This is a genomic window from Burkholderia sp. F1 (assembly GCF_050813845.1).
Lineage (GTDB): Bacteria > Pseudomonadota > Gammaproteobacteria > Burkholderiales > Burkholderiaceae > Burkholderia > Burkholderia ubonensis.
The window spans coordinates 284662-310583 of record NZ_CP172421.1 but is presented as its reverse complement, the minus strand read 5'-3'; the positions used below and the strand labels follow the sequence as shown (position 1 = coordinate 310583).

At 68.5% G+C, this 25922-nt stretch carries 25 protein-coding genes and 1 riboswitch; of the genes, 4 read left to right on the top strand and 21 right to left on the bottom strand.

Annotated features, from left to right (window positions below):
• Positions 1–8 precede the first annotated feature (8 nt).
• The 3 genes from ACFIMZ_RS01440 to ACFIMZ_RS01430 form a co-directional block, all read right to left on the bottom strand.
• Entirely contained in the window at positions 9–1175 is a 1167-nt protein-coding gene (locus tag ACFIMZ_RS01440) for a cation diffusion facilitator family transporter (RefSeq protein WP_431821100.1), read from the bottom strand.
• A 243-nt stretch (positions 1176–1418) separates the two neighbouring features.
• Positions 1419–1712 carry an H-NS family nucleoid-associated regulatory protein gene (locus ACFIMZ_RS01435; protein ID WP_010092987.1) on the bottom strand — a complete coding sequence of 98 codons (294 nt, stop codon included), beginning with the start codon at positions 1710–1712 and terminating at the stop codon, positions 1419–1421.
• Positions 1713–2066: 354 nt separating this feature from the next.
• Positions 2067–2726 (bottom strand): HugZ family protein, encoded by a 660-nt coding sequence (locus ACFIMZ_RS01430; RefSeq protein ID WP_431821099.1) that lies wholly within the window; start codon positions 2724–2726, stop codon positions 2067–2069.
• 207 nt (positions 2727–2933) lie between these two features.
• On the opposite strand from ACFIMZ_RS01430, the gene ACFIMZ_RS01425 reads away from it, so the two are divergent.
• Positions 2934–4136, top strand: coding sequence for an MFS transporter (locus ACFIMZ_RS01425; protein WP_431821098.1), 1203 nt, complete (start codon positions 2934–2936; stop codon positions 4134–4136).
• Positions 4137–4226: 90 nt separating this feature from the next.
• Here the strand turns inward: ACFIMZ_RS01425 and ACFIMZ_RS01420 are convergent, their stop codons facing one another.
• Both ACFIMZ_RS01420 and ACFIMZ_RS01415 read right to left on the bottom strand, forming a co-directional pair.
• Positions 4227–5369, bottom strand: a complete 1143-nt coding sequence (locus ACFIMZ_RS01420; protein WP_431821097.1) for a branched-chain amino acid ABC transporter substrate-binding protein — start codon at positions 5367–5369, stop codon at positions 4227–4229.
• Positions 5370–5822: 453 nt separating this feature from the next.
• Positions 5823–6902: an NAD(P)H-dependent flavin oxidoreductase gene (locus tag ACFIMZ_RS01415; protein WP_431821096.1), complete on the bottom strand. Its 1080-nt coding sequence runs from the start codon at positions 6900–6902 to the stop codon at positions 5823–5825.
• Between the two features lie 228 nt (positions 6903–7130).
• On the opposite strand from ACFIMZ_RS01415, the gene ACFIMZ_RS01410 reads away from it, so the two are divergent.
• Together ACFIMZ_RS01410 and ACFIMZ_RS01405 are read left to right on the top strand one after the other, a co-directional pair.
• The gene (locus ACFIMZ_RS01410; protein WP_431821095.1) at positions 7131–7823 is read left to right on the top strand and encodes a dienelactone hydrolase family protein; all 693 of its coding nucleotides are present in this window, start codon (positions 7131–7133) and stop codon (positions 7821–7823) included.
• A gap of 70 nt (positions 7824–7893) precedes the next feature.
• On the top strand, positions 7894–9366 hold the full coding sequence (locus ACFIMZ_RS01405; RefSeq protein ID WP_431821094.1) for an amidase: 1473 nt from the start codon (positions 7894–7896) through the stop codon (positions 9364–9366).
• A 122-nt stretch (positions 9367–9488) separates the two neighbouring features.
• On the opposite strand, the gene metF is transcribed toward ACFIMZ_RS01405, so the two are convergent.
• The 9 genes from metF to ACFIMZ_RS01360 form a co-directional block, all read right to left on the bottom strand.
• Entirely contained in the window at positions 9489–10319 is an 831-nt protein-coding gene (metF, locus tag ACFIMZ_RS01400) for a methylenetetrahydrofolate reductase [NAD(P)H] (protein ID WP_431821093.1), read from the bottom strand.
• Positions 10320–10346: 27 nt separating this feature from the next.
• The gene (locus tag ACFIMZ_RS01395; protein WP_010093000.1) at positions 10347–10700 is read right to left on the bottom strand and encodes a phage holin family protein; all 354 of its coding nucleotides are present in this window, start codon (positions 10698–10700) and stop codon (positions 10347–10349) included.
• A gap of 118 nt (positions 10701–10818) precedes the next feature.
• Positions 10819–12237 carry an adenosylhomocysteinase gene (gene ahcY / locus ACFIMZ_RS01390; protein ID WP_431821092.1) on the bottom strand — a complete coding sequence of 473 codons (1419 nt, stop codon included), beginning with the start codon at positions 12235–12237 and terminating at the stop codon, positions 10819–10821.
• A 35-nt stretch (positions 12238–12272) separates the two neighbouring features.
• Positions 12273–12391: riboswitch (S-adenosyl-L-homocysteine riboswitch) on the bottom strand.
• A gap of 64 nt (positions 12392–12455) precedes the next feature.
• Positions 12456–13190, bottom strand: a complete 735-nt coding sequence (locus tag ACFIMZ_RS01385) for an RNA polymerase sigma factor FliA (RefSeq protein WP_059609364.1) — start codon at positions 13188–13190, stop codon at positions 12456–12458.
• Between the two features lie 22 nt (positions 13191–13212).
• A complete protein-coding gene (locus ACFIMZ_RS01380; RefSeq protein ID WP_431821091.1) occupies positions 13213–14028 on the bottom strand; it encodes a MinD/ParA family ATP-binding protein in 816 nt (271 codons plus the stop codon).
• Positions 14021–15754, bottom strand: coding sequence for a flagellar biosynthesis protein FlhF (flhF, locus tag ACFIMZ_RS01375; RefSeq protein WP_431821090.1), 1734 nt, complete (start codon positions 15752–15754; stop codon positions 14021–14023). The genes ACFIMZ_RS01380 and flhF overlap by 8 nt, the downstream gene beginning before the upstream one ends.
• Complete coding sequence (gene flhA / locus ACFIMZ_RS01370; protein WP_431821089.1) at positions 15751–17853, bottom strand: flagellar biosynthesis protein FlhA; 2103 nt, start codon at positions 17851–17853, stop codon at positions 15751–15753. The genes flhF and flhA overlap by 4 nt, the downstream gene beginning before the upstream one ends.
• Positions 17850–19064: a flagellar biosynthesis protein FlhB gene (flhB, locus tag ACFIMZ_RS01365; RefSeq protein ID WP_431821088.1), complete on the bottom strand. Its 1215-nt coding sequence runs from the start codon at positions 19062–19064 to the stop codon at positions 17850–17852. Before flhB ends, flhA begins: the two co-directional genes overlap by 4 nt.
• Positions 19065–19242: 178 nt before the next feature.
• A complete protein-coding gene (locus tag ACFIMZ_RS01360; protein ID WP_431821087.1) occupies positions 19243–19434 on the bottom strand; it encodes a hypothetical protein in 192 nt (63 codons plus the stop codon).
• A gap of 271 nt (positions 19435–19705) precedes the next feature.
• On the opposite strand from ACFIMZ_RS01360, the gene ACFIMZ_RS01355 reads away from it, so the two are divergent.
• The gene (locus tag ACFIMZ_RS01355; RefSeq protein WP_431821086.1) at positions 19706–19873 is read left to right on the top strand and encodes a hypothetical protein; all 168 of its coding nucleotides are present in this window, start codon (positions 19706–19708) and stop codon (positions 19871–19873) included.
• Positions 19874–19925: 52 nt separating this feature from the next.
• Here ACFIMZ_RS01355 and ACFIMZ_RS01350 read toward each other — a convergent pair whose 3' ends face one another.
• The 7 genes from ACFIMZ_RS01350 to ACFIMZ_RS01320 form a co-directional block, all read right to left on the bottom strand.
• On the bottom strand, positions 19926–21179 hold the full coding sequence (locus tag ACFIMZ_RS01350) for a DUF3443 domain-containing protein (protein WP_431821085.1): 1254 nt from the start codon (positions 21177–21179) through the stop codon (positions 19926–19928).
• A gap of 14 nt (positions 21180–21193) precedes the next feature.
• Positions 21194–21697 carry a DUF2844 domain-containing protein gene (locus tag ACFIMZ_RS01345; protein ID WP_431821084.1) on the bottom strand — a complete coding sequence of 168 codons (504 nt, stop codon included), beginning with the start codon at positions 21695–21697 and terminating at the stop codon, positions 21194–21196.
• 227 nt (positions 21698–21924) lie between these two features.
• Entirely contained in the window at positions 21925–22659 is a 735-nt protein-coding gene (cheZ, locus tag ACFIMZ_RS01340; protein WP_431821083.1) for a protein phosphatase CheZ, read from the bottom strand.
• A 1-nt stretch (position 22660) separates the two neighbouring features.
• Positions 22661–23056: a chemotaxis response regulator CheY gene (gene cheY, locus ACFIMZ_RS01335; protein ID WP_431822410.1), complete on the bottom strand. Its 396-nt coding sequence runs from the start codon at positions 23054–23056 to the stop codon at positions 22661–22663.
• Between the two features lie 66 nt (positions 23057–23122).
• Entirely contained in the window at positions 23123–24208 is a 1086-nt protein-coding gene (locus ACFIMZ_RS01330; RefSeq protein ID WP_431821082.1) for a protein-glutamate methylesterase/protein-glutamine glutaminase, read from the bottom strand.
• The gene (cheD, locus tag ACFIMZ_RS01325) at positions 24205–24987 is read right to left on the bottom strand and encodes a chemoreceptor glutamine deamidase CheD (RefSeq protein ID WP_431821081.1); all 783 of its coding nucleotides are present in this window, start codon (positions 24985–24987) and stop codon (positions 24205–24207) included. The genes ACFIMZ_RS01330 and cheD overlap by 4 nt, the downstream gene beginning before the upstream one ends.
• The gene (locus ACFIMZ_RS01320; protein ID WP_431821080.1) at positions 24984–25919 is read right to left on the bottom strand and encodes a CheR family methyltransferase; all 936 of its coding nucleotides are present in this window, start codon (positions 25917–25919) and stop codon (positions 24984–24986) included. Before ACFIMZ_RS01320 ends, cheD begins: the two co-directional genes overlap by 4 nt.
• Positions 25920–25922 lie beyond the last annotated feature (3 nt).

The window sequence follows — 25922 nt, the reverse complement described above, 5'->3', positions numbered from 1 at the left end:
CGTCCCCGTCACGGACGCTCCTGCACCGCCCGCGTGAAACTGATCCGGCGCGCGCCGAACTGCCGCGCCAGCGCGTCGACGTCGAGCCGTTCGGCCAGCGCCGCGTCGGCATCGGCGCTTGCGTGCGGATCGGGCGCGAGCGTCACGTCGATCTCGAGCCCCGTGCTCAGGTAGTGGAGATTCACCGTGTCGGCGCGCAGGCCGCGACGCGCGAGCTCGGCCTCGAGCCGTGCCGCGATCTCGTCGCGCGGCGGCAGCGCGAGCGCCGGCCGTCGCGCCGCGTCGTTCTCCGGATCGACATGGATCAGCGCGTCGAGCACACGCCGGTCGGACAGCACGCGAGCGCGCGCGGTCTCCGCGATGTAATGCCCTTCCGATACCGAGATCATCGGGTCGACGAGGATATGCGCATCGACGAGCGCCGAGTCGCCCATCTTGCGCGTGCGCAGGTCGTGCACGTCGCGCACGCCGGGCGTGGCCGCGAGCAGCGCGCGGATCTCCGCGGTGTCGGTCTCGTCGAGCGCGCGGTCGGAGAGGTCCTGCAGCGCGTCATAGCCGAACGTCCAGCCCATTCGCGCGACCATGAAGCCGACGATCGCGGCGGCAATCGGGTCGAGCAGCCGCACGCCGGCAAGACTGCCGACGATGCCGATCGCGACCACGAGCGACGACGCGGCATCCGAGCGCGCATGCCATGCATTCGCGACGAGCATGGCCGAACGCACGCGCTGCGCCTCGCGCAGCATGTAGCGGAACAGCGCCTCCTTCGACACCAGCACGGTGACCGCGACGACCAGCGCACTGAAATGCACGGGCGGAATGTCCTCGAGATGCACGAGGCGATCGCCCGCGCGCCACAGCATGCCGATCCCCACCGCGATCAGAATCCCGCCGAGAAACAGCGATGCAACCGTCTCGTAACGGCTGTGCCCGTAATTGTGATCGGCGTCCGGCATTGCGCCACTATGGCGATTCGCGACCAGGACGACAAAATCCGAGATCAAATCGGAGATTGAATGGATGCCATCAGCAATCAGCGCCTGCGAATGCGCAATCGTGCCGACTACGATCTGAAACGTCGCCAGCACGACATTGAGCACGATACTGACCAGCGTGCTCTTGCGCGCAACCGCGTGCTTTTCTCCGCTATGCGCGTCGCCGGAAAAGGTGGACATGAAATATGAGATAAGGGGATGCGATATCGGATTCTACCAAGGCGCGTTGCACGCCATTCCAATAACCCCAAATTTCTCATTTAAATCAACCGGTTATGCGAACGGGTCGCATTTTCATTCACACCGATTGTGACATTTTCGTGACAGCCGGCGGGCGCCGGCGGCACCCAACCCACCCAAACAAAAGGCCGCGCTCCCGTCAAGGACACGCGGCCTTTCAGTGCAAGACTGTCGAACAGGCGTTTAGATTGCGAACTGTTCGCGGTTCTTGCCGGCGATCCAGCGCGGCGGCTTGCCGCGGCCCGACCACGTCGCGCCCGATTCCGGATCGCGGTATTTTGCCGCGACGCCGGCGCGCGGACGGCCGACCTTGCCAGCCTTCGCACGGCTCAGGCCGAGCTCGGCGAGCGTAAAGCCGTAGTCAGCGATTTTCTGCTTCACGTCATTGAGGACTTCCGCGTATTCGCGCGACTTCGCCTCTTCGATTTGCTTCTCCAGCTTTTCCCGCTGGGCCAGCAGGTCCTTGTAAGAAGACATAGTTTCCCTTTTTATCTGACCAATGGCGCCAGTCTTGAGCCGGCTCGCCATTCTTGAAATATTTGTGCCTCGGATTTTGAAGGCAGAGATTAGCACAAAACAGAATTGAATGAAGCGGACTCAATGAAAATCCCGAGTTGAATTGCCATTCGGCCGGGTCATTTTGACCCGTCGCGGCCATTTCTCAATTTTCCATGTCCTTACAGCGAGATTAGGACAAAAGCAGGCGACTATTAAGACTTTCAGCATACGCAATTACCCTGCATCTGAAAAATCAAAGCTTTCATCAGACGACAGGATCGGAAAAATCGACTTGTATAGTCAACCGATTAAACACGATCGATGTCCGCGACGTCACGCCACACGTTGCGCGCATGCGACCAGTTGCGTGCGCAGCGCGCCGGTGTCCGTCTGCGGCGCGTCGAACGCGGTGCGGATCCGCCGGCCGTCGCGCCGCCAGTCGGCGCCGTAGCGGTCGACGCCCAGCAGGTCGAGCCCGGCGCGGCGCTCGTCGGCGGCGTCGTATGCGGCCCACAGCGCCTGCTCGTCGTCGAAGCCGAGCGGCGCCCGCGCGTCGAGCGTCGCGCCGTCCACCCAGCCCATCCGGCCGAATCCGCCGATATAGCGCAGCCGCTCGACGTCGAGCGCCCAGAACGTGAAATCGCCGAGCGCGAGATAGCGTGCGGCGTCCGGTTCGTAGCGCAGGTAGCGCGCGACGAGATGCGGATCGGCGTCGACCGGCGCGAAGCGGCCGAGCAGCGTCGCGCGCTCGGCGTTCAGCACGTCGCCGTCAGGTGCATCGACGACGAGAAAGCCCGCGCGCGGATCGGCCGCGAGATTGCGCGTGTGCTCGGCGAGGCCGCTCACGAGGATCACGGGCCGGTGGCGCGCGTCCGGCGCGAACGGCACGACCGTCGGATACGGAAAGCCTTGCGGCTCGCGCGCGTGCGTCGCGAGCGTGCCGAGCGCGCAACGGTGCAGCAGGTGCAGGGCAAGGGCGGGGTCGATGTTCACGAAAACTCCTGCGGTCGAAAGCCGGCGCATCGTGCGCGCCGCGTTGGATCGATGTTACTCGCGCCGTCGCGGCGAATCGGGCAACGTGCGCGCGGCGTCGAACGACAACCACCGCGCCAGCAAAATCGTAAGCGGTTCGATAGAATCGGACGAATCTCGATCGACGTCTCTCGAGCGTTCGATCATTTTTCCTCTGCAGAGCTTGACGTGTCCGACTCCTCCCCCGACCTCGCGGCCGCGCCCGCCGCGCACCGCGCCCTTTCGCTCCCCGTTCGCCAGCGGGCCCGCACCGCCACGATGGCGCTGTTCTTCGTCGCCGGCATGATGTACGCGTCGTGGGGCGTGCATGTGCCGACCGTGCGCGACAAGTTCGCGCTGAGCCCCGCGCTGCTGTCCATCGCGCTGTTCGCGGTGGCCGGCGGCTCGATCGCCGCGATGCTGACCGTCGCGCGCTGGATCGCGCGCGTCGGCTCGCGCACCGCGTGCCTCGCGGGCGGCCTCGTGATGTCGGCGTGCGCGGCGCTGATCCTCGTGGTGCCCGACTATCCGCTGCTGCTCGCCGTGCTCGCGCTGTTCGGCTTCTCGATGGCGACACTCGACGTCGCGATGAACGCCGAGGCGAGCGCGGTCGAGATCGCGATCGGCAGGCCGATCATGTCGGCACTGCACGGGATGTTCAGCGTCGGCGGGATGGCGGGCGCGGCGGCCGGCGGCGCACTGCTGTCGGCCGGCATGGCTCCCGCCGCGCACCTCGCGCTCGCCGCGGCGGCCAGCGCCGCGGTGCTCGTCGCCGCGTGCCCGTCGGTGCTGCCGCACGTCCCGCATCACGCGCATGCGCACGGCGGCGGCAACCGCTGGCGCTCGCCCGCGCTGTGGATGCTCGGCGGCATCGCGCTCGTGGCGCTCATCGCCGAAGGCGCGATGTACGACTGGGCGACGGTCTACATGCGCGACGTGGTCGCGGCCGGCCCCGCGCTCGCGAGCGCCGCGTATGCGGCCTTCTCCGGCGGCATGGCGGCCGCGCGCTTCGCCGGCGACGCGGTGCGCGCGCGCTTCGGCGCGCCGCAGCTCGTGTTCGCGAGCGCGTCGCTCGCGTGCGCGGGGATGATCGGTGCGCTGCTGCTGCCGCACCCGGCCGCGGTGCTGACAGGTTTCACGCTGATGGGCCTCGGGCTCGCGAACATGATGCCGGTGCTGTTCGCCGCGGCCGCGCGCGTGAAGGGCATCCACGCGGCCGAAGGCCTCGCGCACGTGGCCGGCCTCGCCTATTTCGGGCTGCTGTTCGGTCCGGTCGTGATCGGCGCGGTCGCGCAGGCCGCCAACCTGACGATCGGGCTCGCGGTCGTCGCGCTGTGCGCGGCGCTCGTCGCGGCCGTCGCGCCGAAGGTGCTCGCGCACCTGAAGATCTGACCGCAGGCCGGCACGCGTTGCGCACCCCGCAAAAAGAAACGCGCATGCGTTGCCGCATGCGCGTTTCTACCCCTGCCGTTGACCGCTCGCTTACATCTTCACTTCGTCGAGCAGCGTCTTCTTGCCGCCCTTGTAGTTGTAAAGCGAAATCACGCCGTGCTGCAGGTCGCCCTTCGAATCGAAGGTCGTCGTGCCGATCACGCCCGTGTAGTTCGTCGCCGGCATCGCGGCCAGGATCTTCGCCGGGTCCGTCGCATTCGAGCGCTTCATCGCGTCGACGACGATGTACACCGCGTCATACGTGAACGGCGCGTAGATCTGGATCGGCTGGCCGAAGCGCTTCTCGAACTTCGCCTTGAACGCGCTGCCGCCCGGCATCTTCTCGAGCGAAGCGCCCGCTTCCGAGCACACGACGTTGTCGGTCGCGTCGCCGGCCAGGTCGGCCAGCTTTTCCGTGCACACGCCGTCGCCCGCGAAGATCTTCGCGCGCACGCCGAGCTGCTTCGCCTGCTTCGCGAACGGGCCGCCCGTCGCGTCCATGCCGCCGTACATGATCGCGTCCGGATTCTCGCCCTTGATCTTGGTCAGAATCGCGCGGAAGTCGACCGCCTTGTCGTTCGTCGCGTCGTGCGACAGCACCTTCAGGCCGAGCGCCTTGGCCTTCTTCTCGAATTCGTTCGCGAGACCCTGGCCGTACGCGGTCGAATCGTCGACCACCGCGACGCTCTTGATGCCCTTCGAATGCGCGTAGTTCGCGAGCGCCGGGCCCTGCTGCGCATCGGTCGCGACGACGCGGTACGTCGTCTTGAAGCCTTGCAGCGTATAAGCCGGGTTGGTCGCCGACGGCGAGATCTGCACGATGCCCGCATCGCTGTAGATCTTCGAGGCCGGGATCGACGTGCCCGAGTTCAGGTGACCGATCACCGCGACGACCTTGTCGTCGACGAGCTTCTGCGCCACTTGCGTCGCCTGGCGCGGGTCGGCTGCGTCGTCCTGCGGATCAAGCTGAAGCGTGATTTTCTGGCCGCCGATCGTGAGACCCTTGGCGTTGATCTCCTCGACCGCGAGACGCGCGCCGTTTTCATTGTCCTTGCCGAGGTGTGCAATGCCACCCGTCAACGGCGCGACGTGGCCGATCTTGACGACTTGATCGGCGGACGCATTGCCTGCGGCAGCAACGCACAGCGTTGCCGCTGCGGCGATCGGCAGCAGCTTTTGCATCTTGATATTCATATAAGTCTCCAGTTTCGATCCCCAAAAACGCCATCGCCCGGTGCCCCGCTGCCATCCCTGTGCTTGCCATCACTGGACGATTCGCCGGTTGCATCGTTCATGCACTTGGCCTCAAGCACGCGAAGCGGCCGCTTTTAGCAGCCGCCCACCCGTACTTGCGCCGAAGTGTAGGTGATCAAATTAATTTGTGGGACTTTTTTAGGGTAGTGATAACACTACCGATGCAAGCACGTATCAGGCCACCCTCCGGCATCGCCACAACGCCCGCTGGATAAGGGTTTCCGCTAGTTCTGACACCTTATTGAAAGGCTTTTTCAACACGCGCGCGCAACATTCATGATCATCATTTTAAGCACGGTATCGCGATGCCAAACGCACGCCAAAACGCACGCCAAAACGCACGCCCGAACGCACGCCCGAACGCGCGTTTCATTGCACTCGAATGACGCGCGATCAGCGGGCCGCCGCTCGCCATTCGGCGTCGAGTGCATCGATCAGCTGCGACGTCGTCAGTGCGTCGCCGCGCCGCCGTGCGAGCGGCGCGCCCTGCCCGGCCCACAGCGACAGATAGTCGCCGTCGTTCGCGCGCGCGGCGGCCTGGCGCAGCGGCTGCGTCAGCGCGTTCTGCACCGGATACGGCGCGACGTCGCCGGGGCGCTCGCCGAGCCGCGCCATCAGCGTGTTGCGCAGCCCCCGCGCATGACGCCCGGTGATCGCGCGCGTGACCTGCGTCGACGTGTCCGCGCTCGCGAGCAATCGTGCTTTCCAGTCGGCGGCGATCGCGCTTTCCGCGCACGTCAGGAACGCGGTGCCGAGCTGCGCGGCCTGCGCGCCGAGCGCGAGCGCCGCCGTCATGCCGCGGCCGTCCATGATGCCGCCCGCCGCGAGCACGGGCAGCCCGGTCGCATCGACGAGCTGCGGCACGAGCGCGAGCGTGCCGATCAGCGCGTCGTCGGCCGCGCCGATGAACGTCCCGCGATGGCCACCCGCCTCGGCGCCCTGCGCGGACAGCGCGTCGGCGCCGGCCGCTTTCCACGCGAGTCCTTCCGCGACATGCGTCGCGGTGCCGATCACGTAGGTGCCGGCCGCCTTCAGCCGGGCGATGTCGGCCGCGTCGAGCACGCCGAACGTGAAGCTCGCGACCGGCACGCGCAGCGACACGAGCATGTCGAGCTGCGCGCGAAAATCGGGCGCGAAGCGCGCGGGCGCGACGCCCGGCGGCAGGCCGAGCGCCGCGTTGAGCGGATCGATCGCCGCGAGCGCGCGCGCGATCGTCGCCGCGTCGGGCACGAGCTCCGGCAGCACGAACAGGTTGACCGCGAACGAGCGGTCCGTGGCCGCGCGGATCTGCGCGACCTCGTCGGCGAGACGTTCGGGCGCGAACGCGCCGCCGCCGAGGCTGCCGAGCGCGCCGGCGTTCGATGCGGCGGCGACCATCGCGGGCGTGGTCGCGCCGACCATGGGCGCCTGCACGAGCGGCAGGCGCAGGCCGAGGCGTTCGGCGAACGGCGTGGACAGCGAGCGGACTGACATGAGCGGATCCTTCGGTGGCGCGCGAAAGCGCGTTGTAATGGGTCGATGCGTTCGACTCTACCGAAGCGCCGCGCCACCGAAAAATGAATAATCGTGAACGGAACGTTCGCTGCGCGAGAAGCGGGCGGCACGCACTGCAACCGCTGCTGATTGGTGGCACACTAGACCGTCCCTTTTTTCAATCCCGAGAGGCGCGCGCGGCGCGGCCTCGCTCGCCAGGAGTGCAACGTGACTGCCCAATGGATCGACATCCCGACCGGTAACGACAGCTTCGGCGGCTATCTCGCGCTGCCGCGGCGCGGCAAGGGTCCCGCCGTCATCATCGTGCAGGAGATTTTCGGCGTGAACGCGCATATCCGCTCGGTCGCCGACCAGTACGCGGCCGACGGCTATGTCGCGCTCGCGCCGGACGTGTTCTGGCGCACCCAGCCGCGCGTCGAGCTGGCCTACGAAGGCGCGGACCGCGACAAGGGCATCGAGCTCCTGCAGAAGACCGACGTGAACCTCGCGGTCGCGGACGTCGCCGCGGCGGCCGACCTGCTGCGCACGCGGCCCGAAGTCGACGGCAAGGTCGCCGCGATCGGCTACTGCTTCGGCGGCCGCCTCGCGTATCTCGCGGCCGCGACCGGCAAGATCGACGCGGCGGTCGCTTATTACGGCGGCGGCATCCAGAACGTGCTCGACGTCGCGGGCAAGGTCACGCAGCCGATCCTGTTCCATTACGCGGAAAACGACCACGGGATCCCGCTGACGGCGGTCGACCAGGTGAAGGCCGCGTTCGCCGGCCGCGACAACGCCGCGTTCCATCTGTATCCGGGCGCCGAGCACGGCTTCAACTGCGCCGAGCGCGCGTCGTACAACCAGCGCGCGGCGGCGCTCGCGCACGGCCGCACGCTGACGTTCCTCGCCGAGCAACTGTAAGCGGCACGGCGGTGCGGCCCGCCCGCCCCGCCGGCTTCCATCGCCACACGTCACAACGGGGGTGACAGCGGTGCATTCGGACTATCTGGCCCACGACGCGATCGGCCTCGCCGAGCTCGTCCGCCAACGCAAGGCGAGCCCGCGCGAGCTGATCGACGCCGCGATCGGGCAGGCCGAAGCGGTCAATCCCGCGATCAACGCGGTCGTGCTGCAGGATTACGACAGCGCGCGCGAGCGCGCCGCCGCGCTGCACGAATCCGGCGGCCCGTTCGCGGGCGTCCCCTATCTCGTCAAGGATCTCGGCGCGGCGGTCGCAGGGCTGCCGCTGTCGATGGGCAGCCGGCACTACCGGTATTTCGTGCCTGACGCCGATTCGCCGCTGATCGCGAAAAGCCGCGCGGCGGGGCTCAACGTCTTCGGCAAGACCAACACGTCCGAGATCGGCCAGATGCCGTATACCGAGCCGGAACTGTTCGGCGCGTGCCGCAACCCGTGGAGCCTCGACCACACGCCCGGCGGCTCGAGCGGGGGCGCGGCCGCGGCCGTCGCTGCCGGCATCGTGCCGCTCGCGCACGCGTCCGACGGCGGCGGCTCGATCCGCATTCCCGCGTCGTGCTGCGGGCTGTTCGGCCTCAAGCCGAGCCGCAACCCGGTGCTCGTCGACATGCCGACGAACGGCGACCTGGTCGTCCAGCACGCGGTCGCGCGCAGCGTGCGCGACAGCGCGCTGCTGCTCGACGTCACGACCGGCCGGACGCTGCCGCCCGGCGCGCCCGGCACCTTCCTCGGCGAACTCGGCGCGCCGCCCGCCGCGCTGCGGATCGGCCTCGTCACCCACCCGATGCTCGCGCCGGCGCTCGCCGACGATACGCGCGCGGCGCTCGACGACGCCGCCGCGCTCGTCGCGTCGCTCGGCCATCACGTCGAGCCGGCGACGCTGAACCTCGACTACGCGCGCACCGGCGAGACCTTCCTGACGCTGTGGGCGACGATCGCCGAGGAGATGGTGCTCGGCGCGCGCGCGCTGACGGGCCGCACGCCGCAACGCGGCGAATTCGAGGCGGCGACGTGGGCGATGGCCGTGGTCGGCCGGCGGCTCGCGCGCACGCGGCTGCCGGACGTGCTCGAGTGGCAGCGCCAGCTCACCGTGCAGGTCGCGCGCGTCGCCGCGCACTACGACGTGCTGCTGTGCGCGTCGCTCGCCGGCCCGCCGGTCAAGATCGGCGAGCTGCAGCCGACGCCGTTCGAGCATGCGCAGATGAAGCTGCTCGCGGCGCTGCCGATCAAGCCGCTGCTGAAGGAGATGCTCGCGAAGGCGTCGCAGAAGGCGTTCGCGTGGGCCGGCTGCACCGAGCTCTTCAACCTGACCGGCCAGCCGGCGATGTCGGTGCCGCTCTACTGGAACGCGCGCGGCCTGCCGATCGGCGTGCAGTTCGCCGCGCGCCACGGCGACGACGCGCTGCTGCTGAAGCTCGCGCGGCAGCTCGAACAGGCGCGCCCGTGGTTCGACCGCCGGCCGCCGCTGATGCAGGCGCGGGGGTGACGCGCGCGGCCGCGCGCCGCTAGCCGGCCGCCCGCAGCTGGTGGCCCGTAGCCATAAACGAAAAAAAGCCCCGCCGGCAATGCCGGCAGGGCTTCGTCGCAGCCTGCGCAGCCGCGCGGCGCTTACACGCCGAGCCGCTCGCAGATCGTCTTGGTCGCGGCAGCGCCGTTCAGCGTATAGAAATGCAGCCCCGGCACGCCGGCGTCGAGCAGCCGCTGGCACAGGCCCGTGACGACGTCCGCGCCGAATGCGCGGATCGCGTCGCGATCATCGCCGAAGCTCTCGAGCCGGCGCGCGATCCAGCGCGGCACCTCGGCGCCGCACATCTCGGAGAAGCGCATCAGTTGCGAGAAGTTCGTGATCGGCATGATGCCCGGCACGATCGGCACCTCGACGCCGAGCTTGCGCGCGTCGTCGACGAAGCGGAAATACGCGTCCGCGTTGAAGAAATACTGCGTGATCGCGGAATTCGCGCCGGCCTTCACCTTGCGCGCGAAGTTCTCGAGATCGGCCTTCGGCGAGCGCGACTGCGGATGGTATTCCGGATACCCGGCGACCTCGATGTGGAACCAGTCGCCGTGCTCCGCGCGGATGAAGCTGACCAGCTCCGACGCGTAGCGCAGCTCGCCGACCTCGCCCATGCCGGACGGCAGGTCGCCGCGCAGCGCGACGATGTGGCGGATGCCGTGCGAGCGGTACTGGTCGAGGATCGCGCGCAGGCTGTCCTTCGACGAGCCGATGCACGACAGGTGCGGCGCGGCCTCGAGGCCGTCCTTCTGCATGTCGAGCACGGTATCGAGCGTGCCCTGCTGCGTCGAGCCGCCGGCGCCGAACGTCACGGAGACGAATTTCGGCTTCAGCGGCAGCAGCTGCGCACGCGTCGCGCGCAGCTTCTCGACGCCTTCCGCCGTCTTCGGCGGGAAGAATTCAAACGAGAGTTCGATCGGTTTCATGATTCAGGAGGCGCTGGACGGGCCCGCTCAGCCGATATTGCGCTGGCCGAAGATCAGAGCGGACAGCAGCCAGGACACGATGCTGTAGAGGATCGAACCGAAGAACGCGGACCAGAACCCGGATACCTCGAAGCCCTTGAGCAGCGACGACGCGAACCAGAAGCACAGCGCGTTCACGACGAGGATGAACAGCCCGAGCGTCACGACCGTGACGGGCAGCGTCAGCAGGATCAGCACCGGCCGGATCACCGTGTTGATCAGCCCCAGCACGACCGCAACGATCAGCGCGGTGCCGAAGCTCTTGATGTGGATCGACGGCACCAGGTAGGTGATGATCAGCAGCGCGAGGGCATTGATGATCCAGGACAGGATGACGCTCATGTAATGCTCCGGTTCGGTGGACGCTCTGGCGGAACGGCGGCGCCGCCGCGCCGGTTGCGAGACGCGCGCGAAAACGCTTCGCGGCGCGCCCCGCCGCCGGCGGGCGGCGGCTTCTGCATCAGTAGCGGTAGTGGTTCGGCTTGAACGGGCCTTGCTTCGACACGCCGATGTACGACGCCTGCTCGTCCGACAGCACCGACAGGTTCGCGCCGATGCGCGCGAGGTGCAGGCGCGCGACCTTCTCGTCAAGGTGCTTCGGCAGCACGTACACCTTGTTCTCGTACTCGCCGCCGCGCGTGAACAGCTCGATCTGCGCGAGGGTCTGGTTCGCGAACGAGTTCGACATCACGAACGACGGGTGGCCGGTCGCGCAGCCGAGGTTCACGAGGCGGCCTTCCGCCAGCAGGATCACGCGCTTGCCGTCCGGGAAGATGATGTGGTCGACCTGCGGCTTGATGTTTTCCCACTGGTACTGGCGGGTCGACGCGACGTCGATTTCCGAGTCGAAGTGGCCGATGTTGCAGACGATCGCGTTGTGGCGCATCGCCTTCATGTGATCGTGGTTGATCACGTGGAAGTTGCCGGTCGCCGTCACGAAGATGTCGGCCTTGTCGGCCGCGTATTCCATCGTCACGACGCGGTAGCCTTCCATCGCCGCCTGCAGCGCGCAGATCGGATCGATTTCAGTGACCCACACGGTCGCGCCGAGGCCGCGCAGCGACTGCGCGCAGCCCTTGCCCACGTCGCCGTAGCCCGCGACGACCGCGACCTTGCCCGCGATCATCACGTCGGTCGCGCGCTTGATGCCGTCGACGAGCGACTCGCGGCAGCCGTACAGGTTGTCGAACTTCGACTTCGTGACCGAGTCGTTCACGTTGAACGCCGGGAACGGCAGGCGGCCGTCCTTTTCCATCTGGTACAGGCGGTGCACGCCGGTCGTCGTTTCTTCGGTGACGCCCTTGATGTGCGCGAGGCGCTTCGAGTACCAGTTCGCGTCGATGTCGAGGTGCTTCGCGATCGACTTGTACAGCGCGACTTCTTCCTCGTTGGTCGGCTTGGCGATCACCGAACGGTCCTTCTCGGCCTTCGAGCCGAGGATCAGCAGCAGCGTCGCGTCGCCGCCGTCGTCGAGGATCATGTTCGCGAATTCGCCGTTCGGCCATTCGAAGATGCGGTGCGAGAACTCCCAGTATTCGTCGAGCGATTCGCCCTTGAACGCGAACACCGGCGTGCCGGACTCGACGATCGCGGCGGCGGCGTGGTCCTGCGTCGAGAAGATGTTGCACGATGCCCAGCGGACTTCGGCGCCGAGCGCCTTCAGCGTCTCGATCAGCACGCCGGTCTGGATCGTCATGTGCAGCGAGCCCGCGATGCGCGCGCCCTTCAGCGGCTGCTGCGCCTTGTATTCGTCGCGGATCTGCACGAGGCCCGGCATTTCGGTCTCGGCGATGTTCAGTTCCTTGCGGCCCCAGCCGGCAAGCGCCATGTCGGCGACGACGAAATCATTGGAAGCTTTGGAATCGATGACGGCGTTCATCACGCCCTCCTTTCTAAAAAAAGTTCTAGAAAATGGTGACGTGAGCGCCGTTCAGGAAGCGGGAGCCGGCGCATTGCGCCGCGGCCCGGCCGCTTGGTGAAGCTTTCCGAGCCTGGCGGACACGGGATGGTCCGTCGCAACGCTCCTCGGAAAACGGGTGGGATTGTAGCAAATCGGCGGGAATATTGCGTACCCGCCTTGCGTGCGCTTGAAAGGGGTCAGTTCTCCGCGCCGACCCACGCCTGCTCGCGCAGCCGCGCGCGCAGCCGCGCGACCGCCTGGCTGTGCAGCTGGCACACGCGCGACTCGCTCACTTCCAGCACCGCGCCGATCTCGCGCAGGTTCAGCCCGCGTTCGTAGTACAGCGACATCAGCAGCTTCTCGCGCTCCGGCAGCCGCTCGATCGCCTCGACCAGCGCCTCGCGCAGGTGCTCGTCGAGCAGCGACGACAGCGGATCGGCGTGATCGACGCGATAGCGGTCGAGGAACGGCTCGTCGTCGGCCGCGCGGTCGAAATCCTCGTAGTAGATGAGCTGGCTGCCGTGCAGGTCCTGCAGCATCCCCTGGTATTCGTCGAGCGGCATGTTCAGGTGCTGCGCGATCTCGGCCTCGCTCGCCGCGCGGCCGAGGTGCTGCTCGACCTGGTGCACCGCATGCTCGACCTCGCGCGACGTCTTGCGCAGGCTGCGCGGCAGCCAGTCGTTGCTGCGCAGCTCGTCGAGCATCGCGCCGCGGATCCGCTGCGTCGCGTAGGTCTCGAATTGCGCGCCCTGGTCTTCCTTGTAGCGCCCGGCCGCGTCCATCAGGCCGATCATCCCGGCCTGGATCAGGTCGTCGAGATCGACGCTCGCCGGCATCTTCGCGACGAGCTGCAGGCCCAGGCGGCGCACGAGCGGCGCGTATTGCGCGAGCACGTCAGCCTGAGAAATCTTTCCTTGAGCGTTGTACATCATGGCTCTCTCCCTCCGGTGGCCCTCACGCGGCGTGCGCCGCGCCCGCCTCGAACGACGTGCTGCCGCCCGCGCGCGCCGCTCCGGCGCCCGGCCGCGGACGCAGCGGCCAGTACAGCAGGTCGGCGGCAATCTGCCGGTAATCGCGCGCGGCCGGCGACGACGGAAACGCGTCGACCGCCGTGCGCACGAGCTCGCGCGCATGCTCGACGAGCGGATCGGCGCTCACGCAGCCCGCGTCGGCGATCGACACGGTCAGGTAGCGGCTCGCGACGCCCGCGAGGTTGTCGAACGCGGTCTTCGCGTCGGCGTGGCTGCCGACGTGATTGGTCAGCACGCGGAACTGCGCGATCGCATGCGCGAAATGCAGCCGCTTCATGCATGCGTACGCTTCGGTGATCGCCTGCGCGGCGACGCGCGTGACGATCAGCACGTCGTGCGCTTCGCGCGCGAGCGCCGAGAACCCGCCGTCGGCGTCGAGCTGCGCATCGACGAGCACGATGTCGGCCGGGCCGTCGACGAAGTCGCTGAGCTGCGCGTCGCTGTAGCCCGCGCGCGCGAGCCGCGACGCGGCGCACACGCCGAACCCGGCGGCCACGCGCATGCGCTCGCCGTCCCGCAGCCAGGAGCCGGCGAGCGTCGCGGCGGCCGAATGCACGTCCGCGCGCTCGTCGACGACGAGCACGTCCTTGCCCAGCGCGGCCAGCGCCGCGGCCAGGTTCACGACGGTCGACGTGCAGCCGACGCCCGCCGGCCCGCCCGCCACCGCAACGATCCTCGATGCGCGCCCGGCCAGCAGGCGCCGCAGTCCTTCGGCCTGGTCGATCATCCTTTTATCCAAAACGCACCTCGTGCAGCTCGGCGGTCGAACGTGCGGTCAACGCAGAAAGCAGCGTCGGCATGTCCTCGTCCTGCGGCACGAAGGGCGAGCCGTCGCGCGGCACACAGAAGGCACTCTTCATCAGGAATTTCTTCGTCGCGACGTACAGGTTCTCCGGCACCTTCTGGCCGGTCGACACGTAGTGGACGGGCAGCTTGTAGCGGATCACCGTGTCGAGCACGCCGCCGAGGTGGGTCGCCTCGTCGAGCTTCGTGAGGATGCAGCCGGCGAGCTCCGCGGATGCCGCGTCCGGATGGCCGGCCGCGCTGCGGTACGCCTGAACGACCTCGTTGAGCGTGTCGCCGTGGCTCGTCGCGTTGAGCAGCAGGAGGCGCTGCACCGGCGTGTTCGCGCCGTGCAGCATCGCGATCTGGTCGGACACCGCGCGGTCGCGCTGGCTCATGCCGATCGTGTCGATCAGCACGATGTGCTTGTTGCGCAGCTCGGACAGCGCGAGCTGCAGGTCGCCGGCGTCCTTCACCGCGTGCACGGGCACGCCGAGGATCTTGCCGAAGATCCGCAGTTGCTCGTGGCCGCCGATCCGGTAGCTGTCGGTCGTGAGCAGCGCGACCTTGCTCGCGCCGAAGCGCATCACGCAGCGCGCGGCGAGCTTCGCGGTGGTCGTCGTCTTGCCGACGCCCGTCGGCCCCATCAGCGCGAACACGCCGCCGCGCTCCATCAGCGCTTCCTCGCTGTCGAGCACCGGCAGGTTCGACTCGAGCACCGACTGCGCCCATTCGGCCGCCTGCTCGAACGTCTGCTCGCCTTCGCCCTGCGGCAGGTTGTCGACCATCATCCGCACGAGCTGCGCGGAGAAGCCGGCCGCGAACAGATGCTTCGTCAGCGCGCCGTGCACCGGGCTGCGGCGCTGGCGCTCATGCCACATCAGGCTGTCGAACTGCTCCTCCATCATCCCGCGCAGCGAGCCGAGCTCGTTCATCACCGTGTCGTTGACGATCCGCTCGATGCGCGCCTTCACCGCGTCGGCCACCGCGGCGGCCGTGTCTTCAGGCACGCGCGCGCGGTCCGCCGCCTTCGGGGCCGGCGCGGCGGCGTGGCGGCGCGGCGCGGCGTCGTCCGCCGGCACGCGGCGCGCGACGTTGCGCACGATGTCGCGCGCCCACTCGGGCGGCGTCGCTTCGTGCGCGGCGCGCGGCGCGACTTCCGCCGCCGGCGCGGACTGCGCGCGCGCGATCAGCGCTTCGCGCTGCTGCGTCAGGCGCTTCGCGTGCTCGACAAGCCACGGCGCGGGTTCGGAAGGGGCGGCAGGCGATCCTGCGGCGGGCGATCCCGCGGCAGGCGATCCTGCGGCGGACGCAGCGGCGGCGGCAGAACCCGCCACCGGCGCCGCCGGCGCGTCGGTCGTCTCGGCGCTCGCGCCGAACACCGACGAAAACACGTCCGGCAAGCCGCCGTCGCCCATCGCATACGGATTGACGGCCGAACGCGGCGCCGCGCCCGCCGGCGTCAGCGCGCCGGCCCGGAACGCCGCGCCGGGCAGCGCGGCTGCGCCGGCCGCGCCCGGCGGCGTGATCGCCGACAGTTCGGCGTCGGCGAGCGCGACGATTTCGACACTGCCGTCATCGAGCGTGCGGTTCGACAGCACGACGGCGTCGGCGCCGAGCGCCTCGCGCACGAGCCGCAGCGCGTCGCGGCTCGTCGGCCCGGTGAATTTGCGAATGTTCAAGCGGAACCCCCGATGACGTTAACGACCTTGATCGTGCGTGTATCCGGCACTTCGGCATACGACAGCACTTTCAATTGCGGCAGGCTGCGGCGCAGGAAGCGCGCGAGCATCGCACGCAGCGCGTGCTGCACGAGCAGCACGGGCGGCAGCCCGAGATTCTGTTGACGCAGCAGCGCTTGCTGCGTGCCGGTCAGGAGTGCGTGCGCGAGGCCGGGCTCGAGGCCCGGGTTCGCGCCCGTGGCGAGCGCCTGCGACAGCACGCGCTCGAGATTCGCGTCGAGGCCCATCACCTGCATCTCGCCCGAGCCCGGATACCACTGCTGCGTGATCGCGCGGCCGAGCGCGAGCCGCACCGCGGCCGTGATGTCGAATGCGTCGGTGATGCGGCCCGCGTGCTCGGACACGGCTTCGAGGATCGTGCGCATGTCGCGGATCGGCACGCCTTCCTCGAGCAGGTTCTGCAGCACCTTCTGCAGCGTCGTCAGCGAAATCGTCTTCGGCACGAGGTCCTCGACGAGCGACGGCGCGTCCTTGCCGGTGCGCTCGATCAGCGCCTGCACTTCCTGGCGGCCGAGCAGCTCGGCCGCGTGCTGGACGACCAGGTGGTTCAGGTGGGTCGCGACGACCGTGCTCGCGTCGACCACCGTGTAGCCGTACACCTGCGCCTGCTCGCGCATCGCGACGTCGACCCACACGGCCGGCAGCCCGAACGCCGGGTCGGTGGTCAGCGCGCCGGGCAGCGCGGCCGTCACCTGGCCCGGGTTGATCGCGAGCCACTGGCCCGGGAACACTTCGCCGATGCCGATCTCGACGCCCTTCAGCGCGATCCGGTAGCCGTTCGGCCGCAGTTCGAGGTTGTCGCGGATGTGGATCACGGGCGGCAGGAAGCCGATTTCCTGCGCGAACTTCTTGCGGATGCTCTTGATCCGCTTGAGCAGCTCGCCGTCGCTGTTCTTGTCGACGAGCGGGATCAGCCGGTAGCCGACTTCAAGGCCGAGCGGGTCGATCAGCTGCACGTCGTCCCAGGTCGCCTCGTGGCTGTCGGCGGGCAGCGCGGCGGGCGGCGCGATCTCGGTGACGTCGCCGGCCGCCTTGCGGGCCGCCGCGCGCTTCGTCTGCGTGCGGGCGAGCCAGATCGCGCCGCCGCCGAGCAGCAGGAACGCGAAGTGCGGCATGCCGGGGATCAGCCCCATGATCAGGATGATCGCGCCGGTGATCGTCAGCACGCGCGGGTTCGCGAACAGCTGGCCGGTGATCTGCGTGCCGATGTCCTCGTCGGTCGCGACGCGCGACACGATCACGCCGGCCGCGGTCGAGATCACGAGCGACGGGATCTGCGCGACGAGGCCGTCGCCGATGGTCAGCAGCGTGTAGTTCGTGCCGGCCGCCGCGAACGTCATGTCGTGCTGGATCATCCCGACGATCAGCCCGCCGATCACGTTGATCGCCATGATGATCAGGCCCGCGATCGCATCGCCGCGCACGAACTTCGACGCGCCGTCCATCGAGCCGTAGAACTCGGCTTCCTGCGCGACCGTGGTGCGGCGCTTTCTCGCCTGCTCCTCGTTGATGAGGCCTGCGTTCAGGTCGGCGTCGATCGCCATCTGCTTGCCGGGCATCGCATCGAGCGTGAAGCGCGCGGACACTTCGGCGATCCGCCCCGCGCCCTTCGTGATCACCATGAAGTTGATGATCATCAGGATCACGAACACGACGATGCCGACCGCGAAGTTGCCGCCGACGAGGAAGTGGCCGAACGCCTCGATCACCTGGCCGGCCGCGTCCGGGCCCGTGTGGCCCTCGAGCAGCACGACGCGGGTCGACGCGACGTTCAGCGACAGCCGCAGCAGCGTCGAGAACAGCAGCACGCTCGGGAACGCCGCGAAGTCGAGCGGCTTCATCGTGTACATGCTGACGAGCAGCACCATCACGGACAGCGCGATGTTGAACGTGAACAGCAGATCCAGCAGCACTGGCGGCAGCGGCAGGATCATCATCCCCAGGATCATGCAGATGAGGACCGGGCCCGCGAGCGCGCGCAGGTTGGTGCCCGCGAGCAGGTTCGGGCGCTTCGCGAACAGGCCGGCTGGCGTGCTCATGCGTTACCCCCCTGGCCGGTGCGGGCGTGCGCGCCGAGCACGTCTTCGGCTTCCTCGCGCGCGTCGTCGTCGGACACCGACGCGCCCTTGTCGAGTTCGGCCGGCACGTCGAGATCGACCGGCGCCGCCGGGAACGCGCCGCCTTCCGAACGGAAGCGCTTGAGCTGGTACACCCACGCGAGCACCTCGGCGACGGCCGAGTACAGCGAGCCGGGGATCTCGCGTTCGAGTTCGACGTTGTGATACAGCGCCCGCGCGAGCGGCGGCGCTTCGAGCAGCGGCACGTTGTGCTCGGCCGCGAGCTCGCGGATGCGCGCGGCGACGAGGTTCACGCCCTTCGCGACGACCTTCGGCGCGCGCATCGCGCCGTCCGTGTATTGCAGCGCGACGGCGAAGTGCGTCGGGTTCGTGACGACGACGTCGGCCTTCGGCACGGCCGCCATCATCCGGCGCCGCGCGAGCGCACGCTGCTGCTGGCGGATCCGGCCCTTCACGTGCGGATCGCCTTCGTTCTCGCGATGTTCGCGCTTCACTTCTTCCTTCGTCATGCGCAACTTTTTGTTGTAGTGCCAGATTTGATACGGCACATCGAGCGCGGCGACGACCAGCATCCCGGCGACCGTGGTGCCGCAGCACACGGCGACGAGGTGCAGCGCGTCGGCGAACGCCGCGTGGAGCGGCTGCGTCGCGAGGCCGAGCAGTTCGTCCTTGCTGCGCCAGATCGCGATGCCGCCGATCCCGCCGACGACCAGCGTCTTCGCGAGCGACATGCCGAGCTGGATCGGCCCCTGGATCGAGAAGATCCGGCCGAGGCCCGTAATCGGGTTCAGCCGGTCGAGCTTCAGCTCGAACGTCTTCGTCGAGAGCAGCCAGCCGCCCAGCGCCATCGGCGCGAGCAGCGCGGCAACCCCCATCATCGCGAGCAGCGGCGCGAGCGCGGCGAGCCCTTCAAGGCTCACGCTGCCCGCCGAAATCAGCATCCGGCTCGTGTCGAACGCGATCGCGCGGTCGAACGTGAAGGCGCCGCGCACCATCGTCTGCATGTGCTGGCCGATCGGTCCCGCGAGCAGCCACGTGCCGTAGAAGCCCGACGCGAGCAGCGCGAACGAAGCCAGCTCGCGCGAGCGCGCGACCTGCCCCTCCTCGCGCGCCTTCTCGCGGCGCTTGGGAGTGGCGGCTTCGGTTTTGTCGAGATCGCTCTCGTCTGCCACGGGTCCTCCGGACGGGTACGGCGGGATGCCGCTTTCCAGTGACACCGATTATTCATGGACGCGTCAAACGCCGATCGGTCGAGCAAAGCCTGGAAAGGGGGGTATTTCGGAGAATCGGGCGGATGACGGCGCGGGGACGGCCGGCGGTGCGCGGACGGGCGCACCGGGCCCGCGCCGGTCAGCCCGTGACGAGCGGATCGGGGCCGAAGCGGCCGGGATGGTCCGCGCGGTGCGCGCGCCGCCCCATGAGCGGCACCGTCCTGCCGACGCGCGTGACGAAGGCGATCAGCGGGCTTTGCGCGCGGCGCGCACGGCCCTCGAATCCTGGATATTGATCAAGCGCTGAACGAATGGCATCCGTGAAGTTCATTTCGTTCACCTCCTGTTCTTATCAACGCCTCCGGAGTCACGCGAAAAGTATAGGTAGGATTTTTCGGATTATTCCGATTTTACGAGGCCGGCGGGCAGCGCGATTCGCGCGCCCGGGCCGACGCGCCGCGACACATGCCGCTGACGGGGGCAGGCGGCCGCCGGGCACCGCCTCTTCCGCACGCGCGTTATTTTTAAATAATTGCATCCTGACAAAACCGGCGGCACCCGATAATGGACAAATCGAAATCGACGAATAACGAAACACACGCATGAAAATCGCCGGCTTTCGCAAATCCGGAATCGCAGGCGTGATCACGCTACCGTTGCGCCGTTTCCCGCTTTGCCGGGGGCGCGCCGTGGCCCGCCCCCCGCTCGTCTCGCTGGTTTCGCTCGCCTGCGCCCTCGCGGCCGGCTGCGCGACCGCGCCGGGTCAATAAAAAAAGGGGGCGATCGCTCGCCCCCTTTGCCATGCGGTCCGCCCGCCGCCGCTCAGAATGCGACGTAGGGCGCGGCGCCGCCGTTGCCGCGCAGGTCCATCCCGAAGTAGATCGTCTTGCCGTAGAAATGCGGCAGGCCGATATCGAGCCATGGTGCCGGGTTCGTGACCGGCGTCTTGCCGAAAGGCCCGCCGATATCATTGAACGCGTACGTCGACGGATTCGCGAACAGCGCATCCGCATTCGCGACCGGCATGGTCACCATTGCCTGCGCACCGTTCTGGCCCGTGAGCGTCGCCGTATAGTTCACGGTTCCCGACGGACAGTAAAACGATGTATTGCTCGTGCAACGCGTCTGCGTGTCGTCGAAGAAATAGGCGTTCGAACCCGTATCGAAGAAGGCGCCGCCACCGGCCGCCGGCGACAGCGTGCGGCCGAGGAACGAGGCTGTGACGTCGCCCGTCGTCGTCGACGGCAGCACGGCCGATGCGACCAGTGCATTGTTGGCCTGCGTGCCGATGCCGAACGTCAGCAGCCCCGTCGCGCTCCCCTGGCCGTTGGCCGAGATGCCCGGCATCTGCACGATCACCCCATTGTTGTCGCTCGCGAAACGCTGCACCGGATTGGCCACCTGCTGCGCGAGCGGCACGAGCGTCACGTTGCAGCTCGCATTGCCGTTCGGGCACGCGTAGTAGTTGTTGCTCAACGACGACGTCGATGTCGTGCAGGTCGCGCCGCAGTCGAACGGCGCCGGCCCGATGCCGAGGATGCCGTTCGCGCCGAGCGCGGCCGCCGAGTTGGCGGCCGTGCCGTTGTTCGTGCACGAGGTCGGGACGTTGGCGGTGCCGAGGTCGCCGAGAATCTGCACCGGCAGCGCGCTGGCCGTTTCGCCGCCGATCTTCAGGTCGACGGTACGCACCGAGCCCCACGTGTAGGTCGACACGAACTTGCCGCACTCGGCGAGCGGCGCGCCGTTCACGGTCGTCACGGGCAGGCTGCCCAGCACGCCCGGCACCACGTCGCTGACGAGCCGCAGCCCGTACGACGCGGTATCGACCAGCACGTTGTTGACGACCTGGCAGTTCGATGTGCCCGGCGCGCAGACCGTCACGCTGACGGTCGGGATGTTGATGACGTTCGCGACGCCCCGGCCGACGGTGATGACCGCGGTGTTCGACGCGGCGGGCGCGGGCGGCGGCGGGGAGCCGCCGCTGTCGCCGCCGCCGCACGCGGCGACGAGTACGGCCGTGGCGGCCGCGAGGCTCAGTGCGCCGAGCCAGCGAATGAAGGTACGAGAAATTCGCAAGGTCGCTCTCCCGGTCACTGGATGTCGTTGCCGGTCACGCCGGCAGGCAGCGCCGGCGGCAACCAGGCCTGGCCCGTGAACGAGCCCATGTGGCCGCCCGTCCGGATCACGATGGCGCTCGAGTCGACCGACACGGGCGCGCGCCAGCCGCGCGCCGCGTGCGCCGCTTCGACGCCCGCCTTGTACTGCGGAAGATAGCTGCCGAACACCTGCCCGAGATCGGGCATCGTCGGGCCGCGCCATGCGACGCCGAACACGGTGCCGGCGGCGGACGTGTATTCATGGATCACGGTGCCGGACGCGAGCGAAAGCTCGCGCACCGTATAGGCGGGCGCGCCTGCCGACGAGCCGTCGGCCGCGCGCATCGCGCGCTGCAGCGCGCGCACGGTGGCGGTGTGGTCGTCCGCCGGCGGCGACATCGGTGCGCCGCCCAGTTCCGCGTGCGCGTGGATGCTCCACAGCACGCCCATCGAGGCCGTCGCGTACGCAACGGCACTGCCCAGTCGTTTCAGTTTCACGTTCCCCCCCAGGGACTTGCCTCGTTGTCAACGGCGGGCGCGGTGCGAACCGCGACGCCGTCGCGTCATGTCAGACAAACCGACGAACGGTGATTCTGATACAGCTTGAAGCGTAGTATGCCTGCGGAGTGTAACGAAGTGTCAACGGCGCGTATGAGGATTCGCCCGAAGCCCCGGCGGGCGCGCGGCGCGGCGTCGCTTGACGTCGCGCCGCGCCCGCGGGAAAGTCAGAAGCCGAGGCTTGCGAGCAGGTCGTCGACCTGCGCCTGGTCCTGGACGACGTCGGTCTTGCCTTCCGGATTGATCTGCGGGCCGTTCAGCAGCGACGCGGGGCTGCCGGTGCTGCTCATCGGCTGCTCGGCCGCGAGCGCGGCCGCGGTCGCCGCGAACTGCTCGCGCCGCTCCGGCGCGATGTTCTCGACCAGCACGGTCAGGAGCTGCTGCTCGATCAGGTAGACCATGTCCATGATCTTCTTGATCACCTGCCCGGTCAGGTCCTGGAAGTCCTGCGCGAGCATGATCTCGAGCAGCTGCGCGCTGGTCGCGGACGTCGCGTCCGGCAGCGCGCGCAGGAACGAGCGCGTGTCGTCCATCAACTCGCGGACCTCCGCGCGCTCGATCGGCGCCGCATACCACTGCGCCCAGCGCGCGTCGAGCGCCTCGGCCTCGTTCTGCATGCGCTCCTGCATCGGCTTCGCGAGCTCGATCGCGGTCAGCACGCGCTCGGCCGCCTGCTCGGTCATCGTCGCGACGTAGCGCAGCCGGTCGCGTGCGTCCGGCACGGCTTCCGCCGCGCGCTCGACGTGCTTGTCGAGCCCGAGCTCGCGCATCGAGTCGCGCAGCGCGCGCGTGACGGAGCCAATGCGCGCGAGGATGCGGTCGGCCGCAAGATCGGCGCCATCAGGATGGCTGTCGGCGGCAAAGCCCGCGCCCGCCATCGCCGCGTGGATCGGCTCGTTCACGTCAGCTCCCGGTCTTTGCCAGCTTGTCGAGGATCTTGTTGAGTTTTTCATCGAGCGTCGCGGCCGTAAACGGTTTCACGACATAGCCGCTCGCGCCGGCCTGCGCCGCCGCGATGATGTTCTCCTTCTTCGACTCCGCCGTCACCATCAGCACCGGCAGATGCGTAAGCGCCGCGTCCGCGCGAATCTCCTTGAGCATCGCGAGGCCGTCGAGGTTCGGCATGTTCCAGTCGGAGATCACGAAGTCGTAGGTGCCGCCGCGCAGCCGCGCGAGACCGGCCGCGCCGTCTTCCGCCTCATCGACGTTCGTGTAGCCCAGTTCCTTGAGCAGGTTGCGGACGATCCGGCGCATCGTCGGGAAGTCGTCCACCACCAGGATTTTCATGCTCTTGTCCATCATTGTTCCTTTCCAGATTCGTTTCGTCGGGACGCGTGCATGATAGCGCGCGTCCGTCACAATTCCTTATACGCGTTGCACGCGATCCGCGAGACGCGCCATCACGCGGCGGCTCATGTCGGCGAGCGGCACGACCTCTTCGGCGCCGCCCAGCGCGATCGCCTCGCGCGGCATCCCGAACACGATGCAGCTCGCCTCGTCCTGCGCGAACGTGTAGGCGCCCGCGCGCTTCATCTCCAGGAGGCCGGCCGCGCCGTCGCGGCCCATCCCGGTCAGGATCACGCCGATCGCGTTCTTGCCGGCGTGCGTCGCCGCCGACCGGAACAGCACGTCGACCGACGGCCGGTGCCGGTTGACCGGCGGCTCGTCGGACAGCTGCGCGATGTAGTTCGCGCCGCTGCGGGCCAGCAGCAGGTGCGCGTGGCCCGGCGCGATGTACGCGTGGCCGGGCAGCACCCGCTCGCCGTGCTCGGCTTCCTTCACCGCGATCCGGCACAGGCCGTTCAGGCGCTGCGCGAACGACTTCGTGAAGCCGGGCGGCATGTGCTGCGCGATCAGCACCGCCGGCGCATCCGGCGGCAGCGGCGTCAGCACTTCGCGGATCGCCTCGGTGCCGCCCGTCGACGCGCCGACGATGATCAGCTTTTCGGTACTGACGAGCGGATTGTTGAGCATCGGCGCGGCGGGATGGCCGCTTGCCGCGCGCGCGGCCGCGGCCTGCGGCTGCGGCGCCTGTCGCACGCGGGCGCGCGACGCCGCGCGGATCTTGTCGGCGAGCTTCTCCGCGTAGTCGAGCATCCCGTCGCGGATGCCGACGCGCGGCTTCGTGACGAAGTCGACCGCGCCCAGCTCGAGCGCGCGCAGCGTGATTTCCGAGCCGCGCTCGGTCAGCGACGACACCATCACGACCGGCATCGGCCGCAGGCGCATCAGCTTCTCGAGGAAGTCGAGCCCGTCCATCCGCGGCATTTCGACGTCGAGCGTCAGGACGTCCGGGTTGTACTGCTTGATGAGATCGCGCGCGACGAGCGGATCCGGCGCGGTCGCGCACACTTCCATGTCGGGCTGGCCATTGATGATCTCGGTCATCAGGCTGCGAATCAGCGCCGAATCGTCGACGCACAATACCTTGATCTTTTGCACTGCGTTCATGCCTCCTGCTTTTTCGATATCGACTGGGCGTACACGCCGCCGGCGAGCGGGCTGCCTGCGGCCCCGCCGCGCGCGCCGAACAGCTCGATACGCGGTCGCGCCGCCGGCCGGGCCGGGCCCGGCTGCTTCGCGAGGTTGATCGCGCCGGGCTGGCCCGGCGCGGGACGCTTCGCCGGCGCGCTGAACAGCTCGACGTGCGCGCGCGGCCGCCCGGCGCGCCCTGCTTCGGCCGCGAGCGCCGCTTCGCGCTCCGTGACGCCATGCACCTGCAAACGCAACTTCTTCACTGCCGCGCGCCCCGAATGCGGCATGAACGCGACCTTGCGAGGATGCACGCCCTGCAGGTCTTCCGCCGTGATCCGGATGCGCTCGAGCGCAAGATAGCGACGCACGAAGTCCGCATTGCGGTCGCCGATGTTGATCGTCGTCATGCCGGCCAGCACGGCCGCGCCGCCGAACACCTTCGCCTCGAAGCGCTCGCGGCGGCCGCCTGCCTTGATCATTTCGTTGATCAGCACTTCCATCGCGTATGCGCCGTAGCGCATCGACTCGGACGCGGCCGCGCATGCGTCCGCGCCGTCGTCGGGCAGCATGAAGTGGTTCATCCCGCCGATGCCCGCGTACGGATCGTGCAGGCACGCGGCGACGCACGAGCCGAGCACGGTCACCAGCACCATGTCGTCGCCGGTCGTGTAGAACTCGTTCGGCAACAGCTTCACGCCCGGCAGGCCGAAGTGGTTGTCGAAGTAGCGGTTGGTCGCGATCGGCAGCGCACTCATCGGCGTTCCCCGACGGCCGGCGTCGCGGCCCCGCTCATGCGCGCGCGCGGCGCGTCGCGCGTCAGTTCATAGACCGTCTGGCCGCGCAGCCGGAACGCCTGCGTGACATACGTGAAGTTCTCCGAGTGGCCGGCGAACAGCAGGCCGCCCGGCTTCACGAGCGGCTCGAAGCGGGACAGCACCTGCCCCTGCGTCGGCTTGTCGAAGTAGATCATCACGTTGCGGCAGAAGATCGCGTCGAACGGCTTGCCAATCCCGTAGTCGGCATCGGTCAGGTTGAGCTGCTCGAAGCGGATCATCGCGCGCAGCTCCGGGCGCACCTTCACGCGGCCGGCCTGCGCGCCCGTGCCTTTCAGGAAGAAGCGCTTCAGGCGCTCCGGCGACAGGTGCTTGACCTGGTCGTACGTGTAGATGCCGGCCTCGGCCTTCGCGAGCACCTGCGTGTCGAGGTCGGTCGCGAGGATCGACGCGCTGCGCGCAGCCGAGTCGCCGAGCGCCTCGATCAGCGTGATCGCGATCGAATACGGCTCCTCGCCGGTCGACGCGGCCGAGCACCACACCGACACCGGCGCGTCGCGGCCCTTCACGAAGTCGGCGAGGATCGGAAAGTGATGCGCCTCGCGGAAGAACGCGGTGAGGTTCGTCGTCAGCGCGTTGGTGAACGCCTCCCACTCGACGGGATCGTCCTCCCGCTCTAGCTGGTCGAGATAGTCGCGGAACGTGTCGAGACCGCGTGCGCGCAGCCGGCGCGCGAGCCGGCTGTACGCCATGTCGCGCTTGTGCTCGGACAGCGAAATCCCCGCACGCTGGTGGATCAGCGAGCGGATGCGCGCGAAGTCGGCGGCCGTGAACGCGAAGTCACGCCCGGCCTCACCGGCCCGTGGCGAAGCGTCCTGGGATTCGGCACGATGTGGAGCGCGCGCGGTCAGCATGGT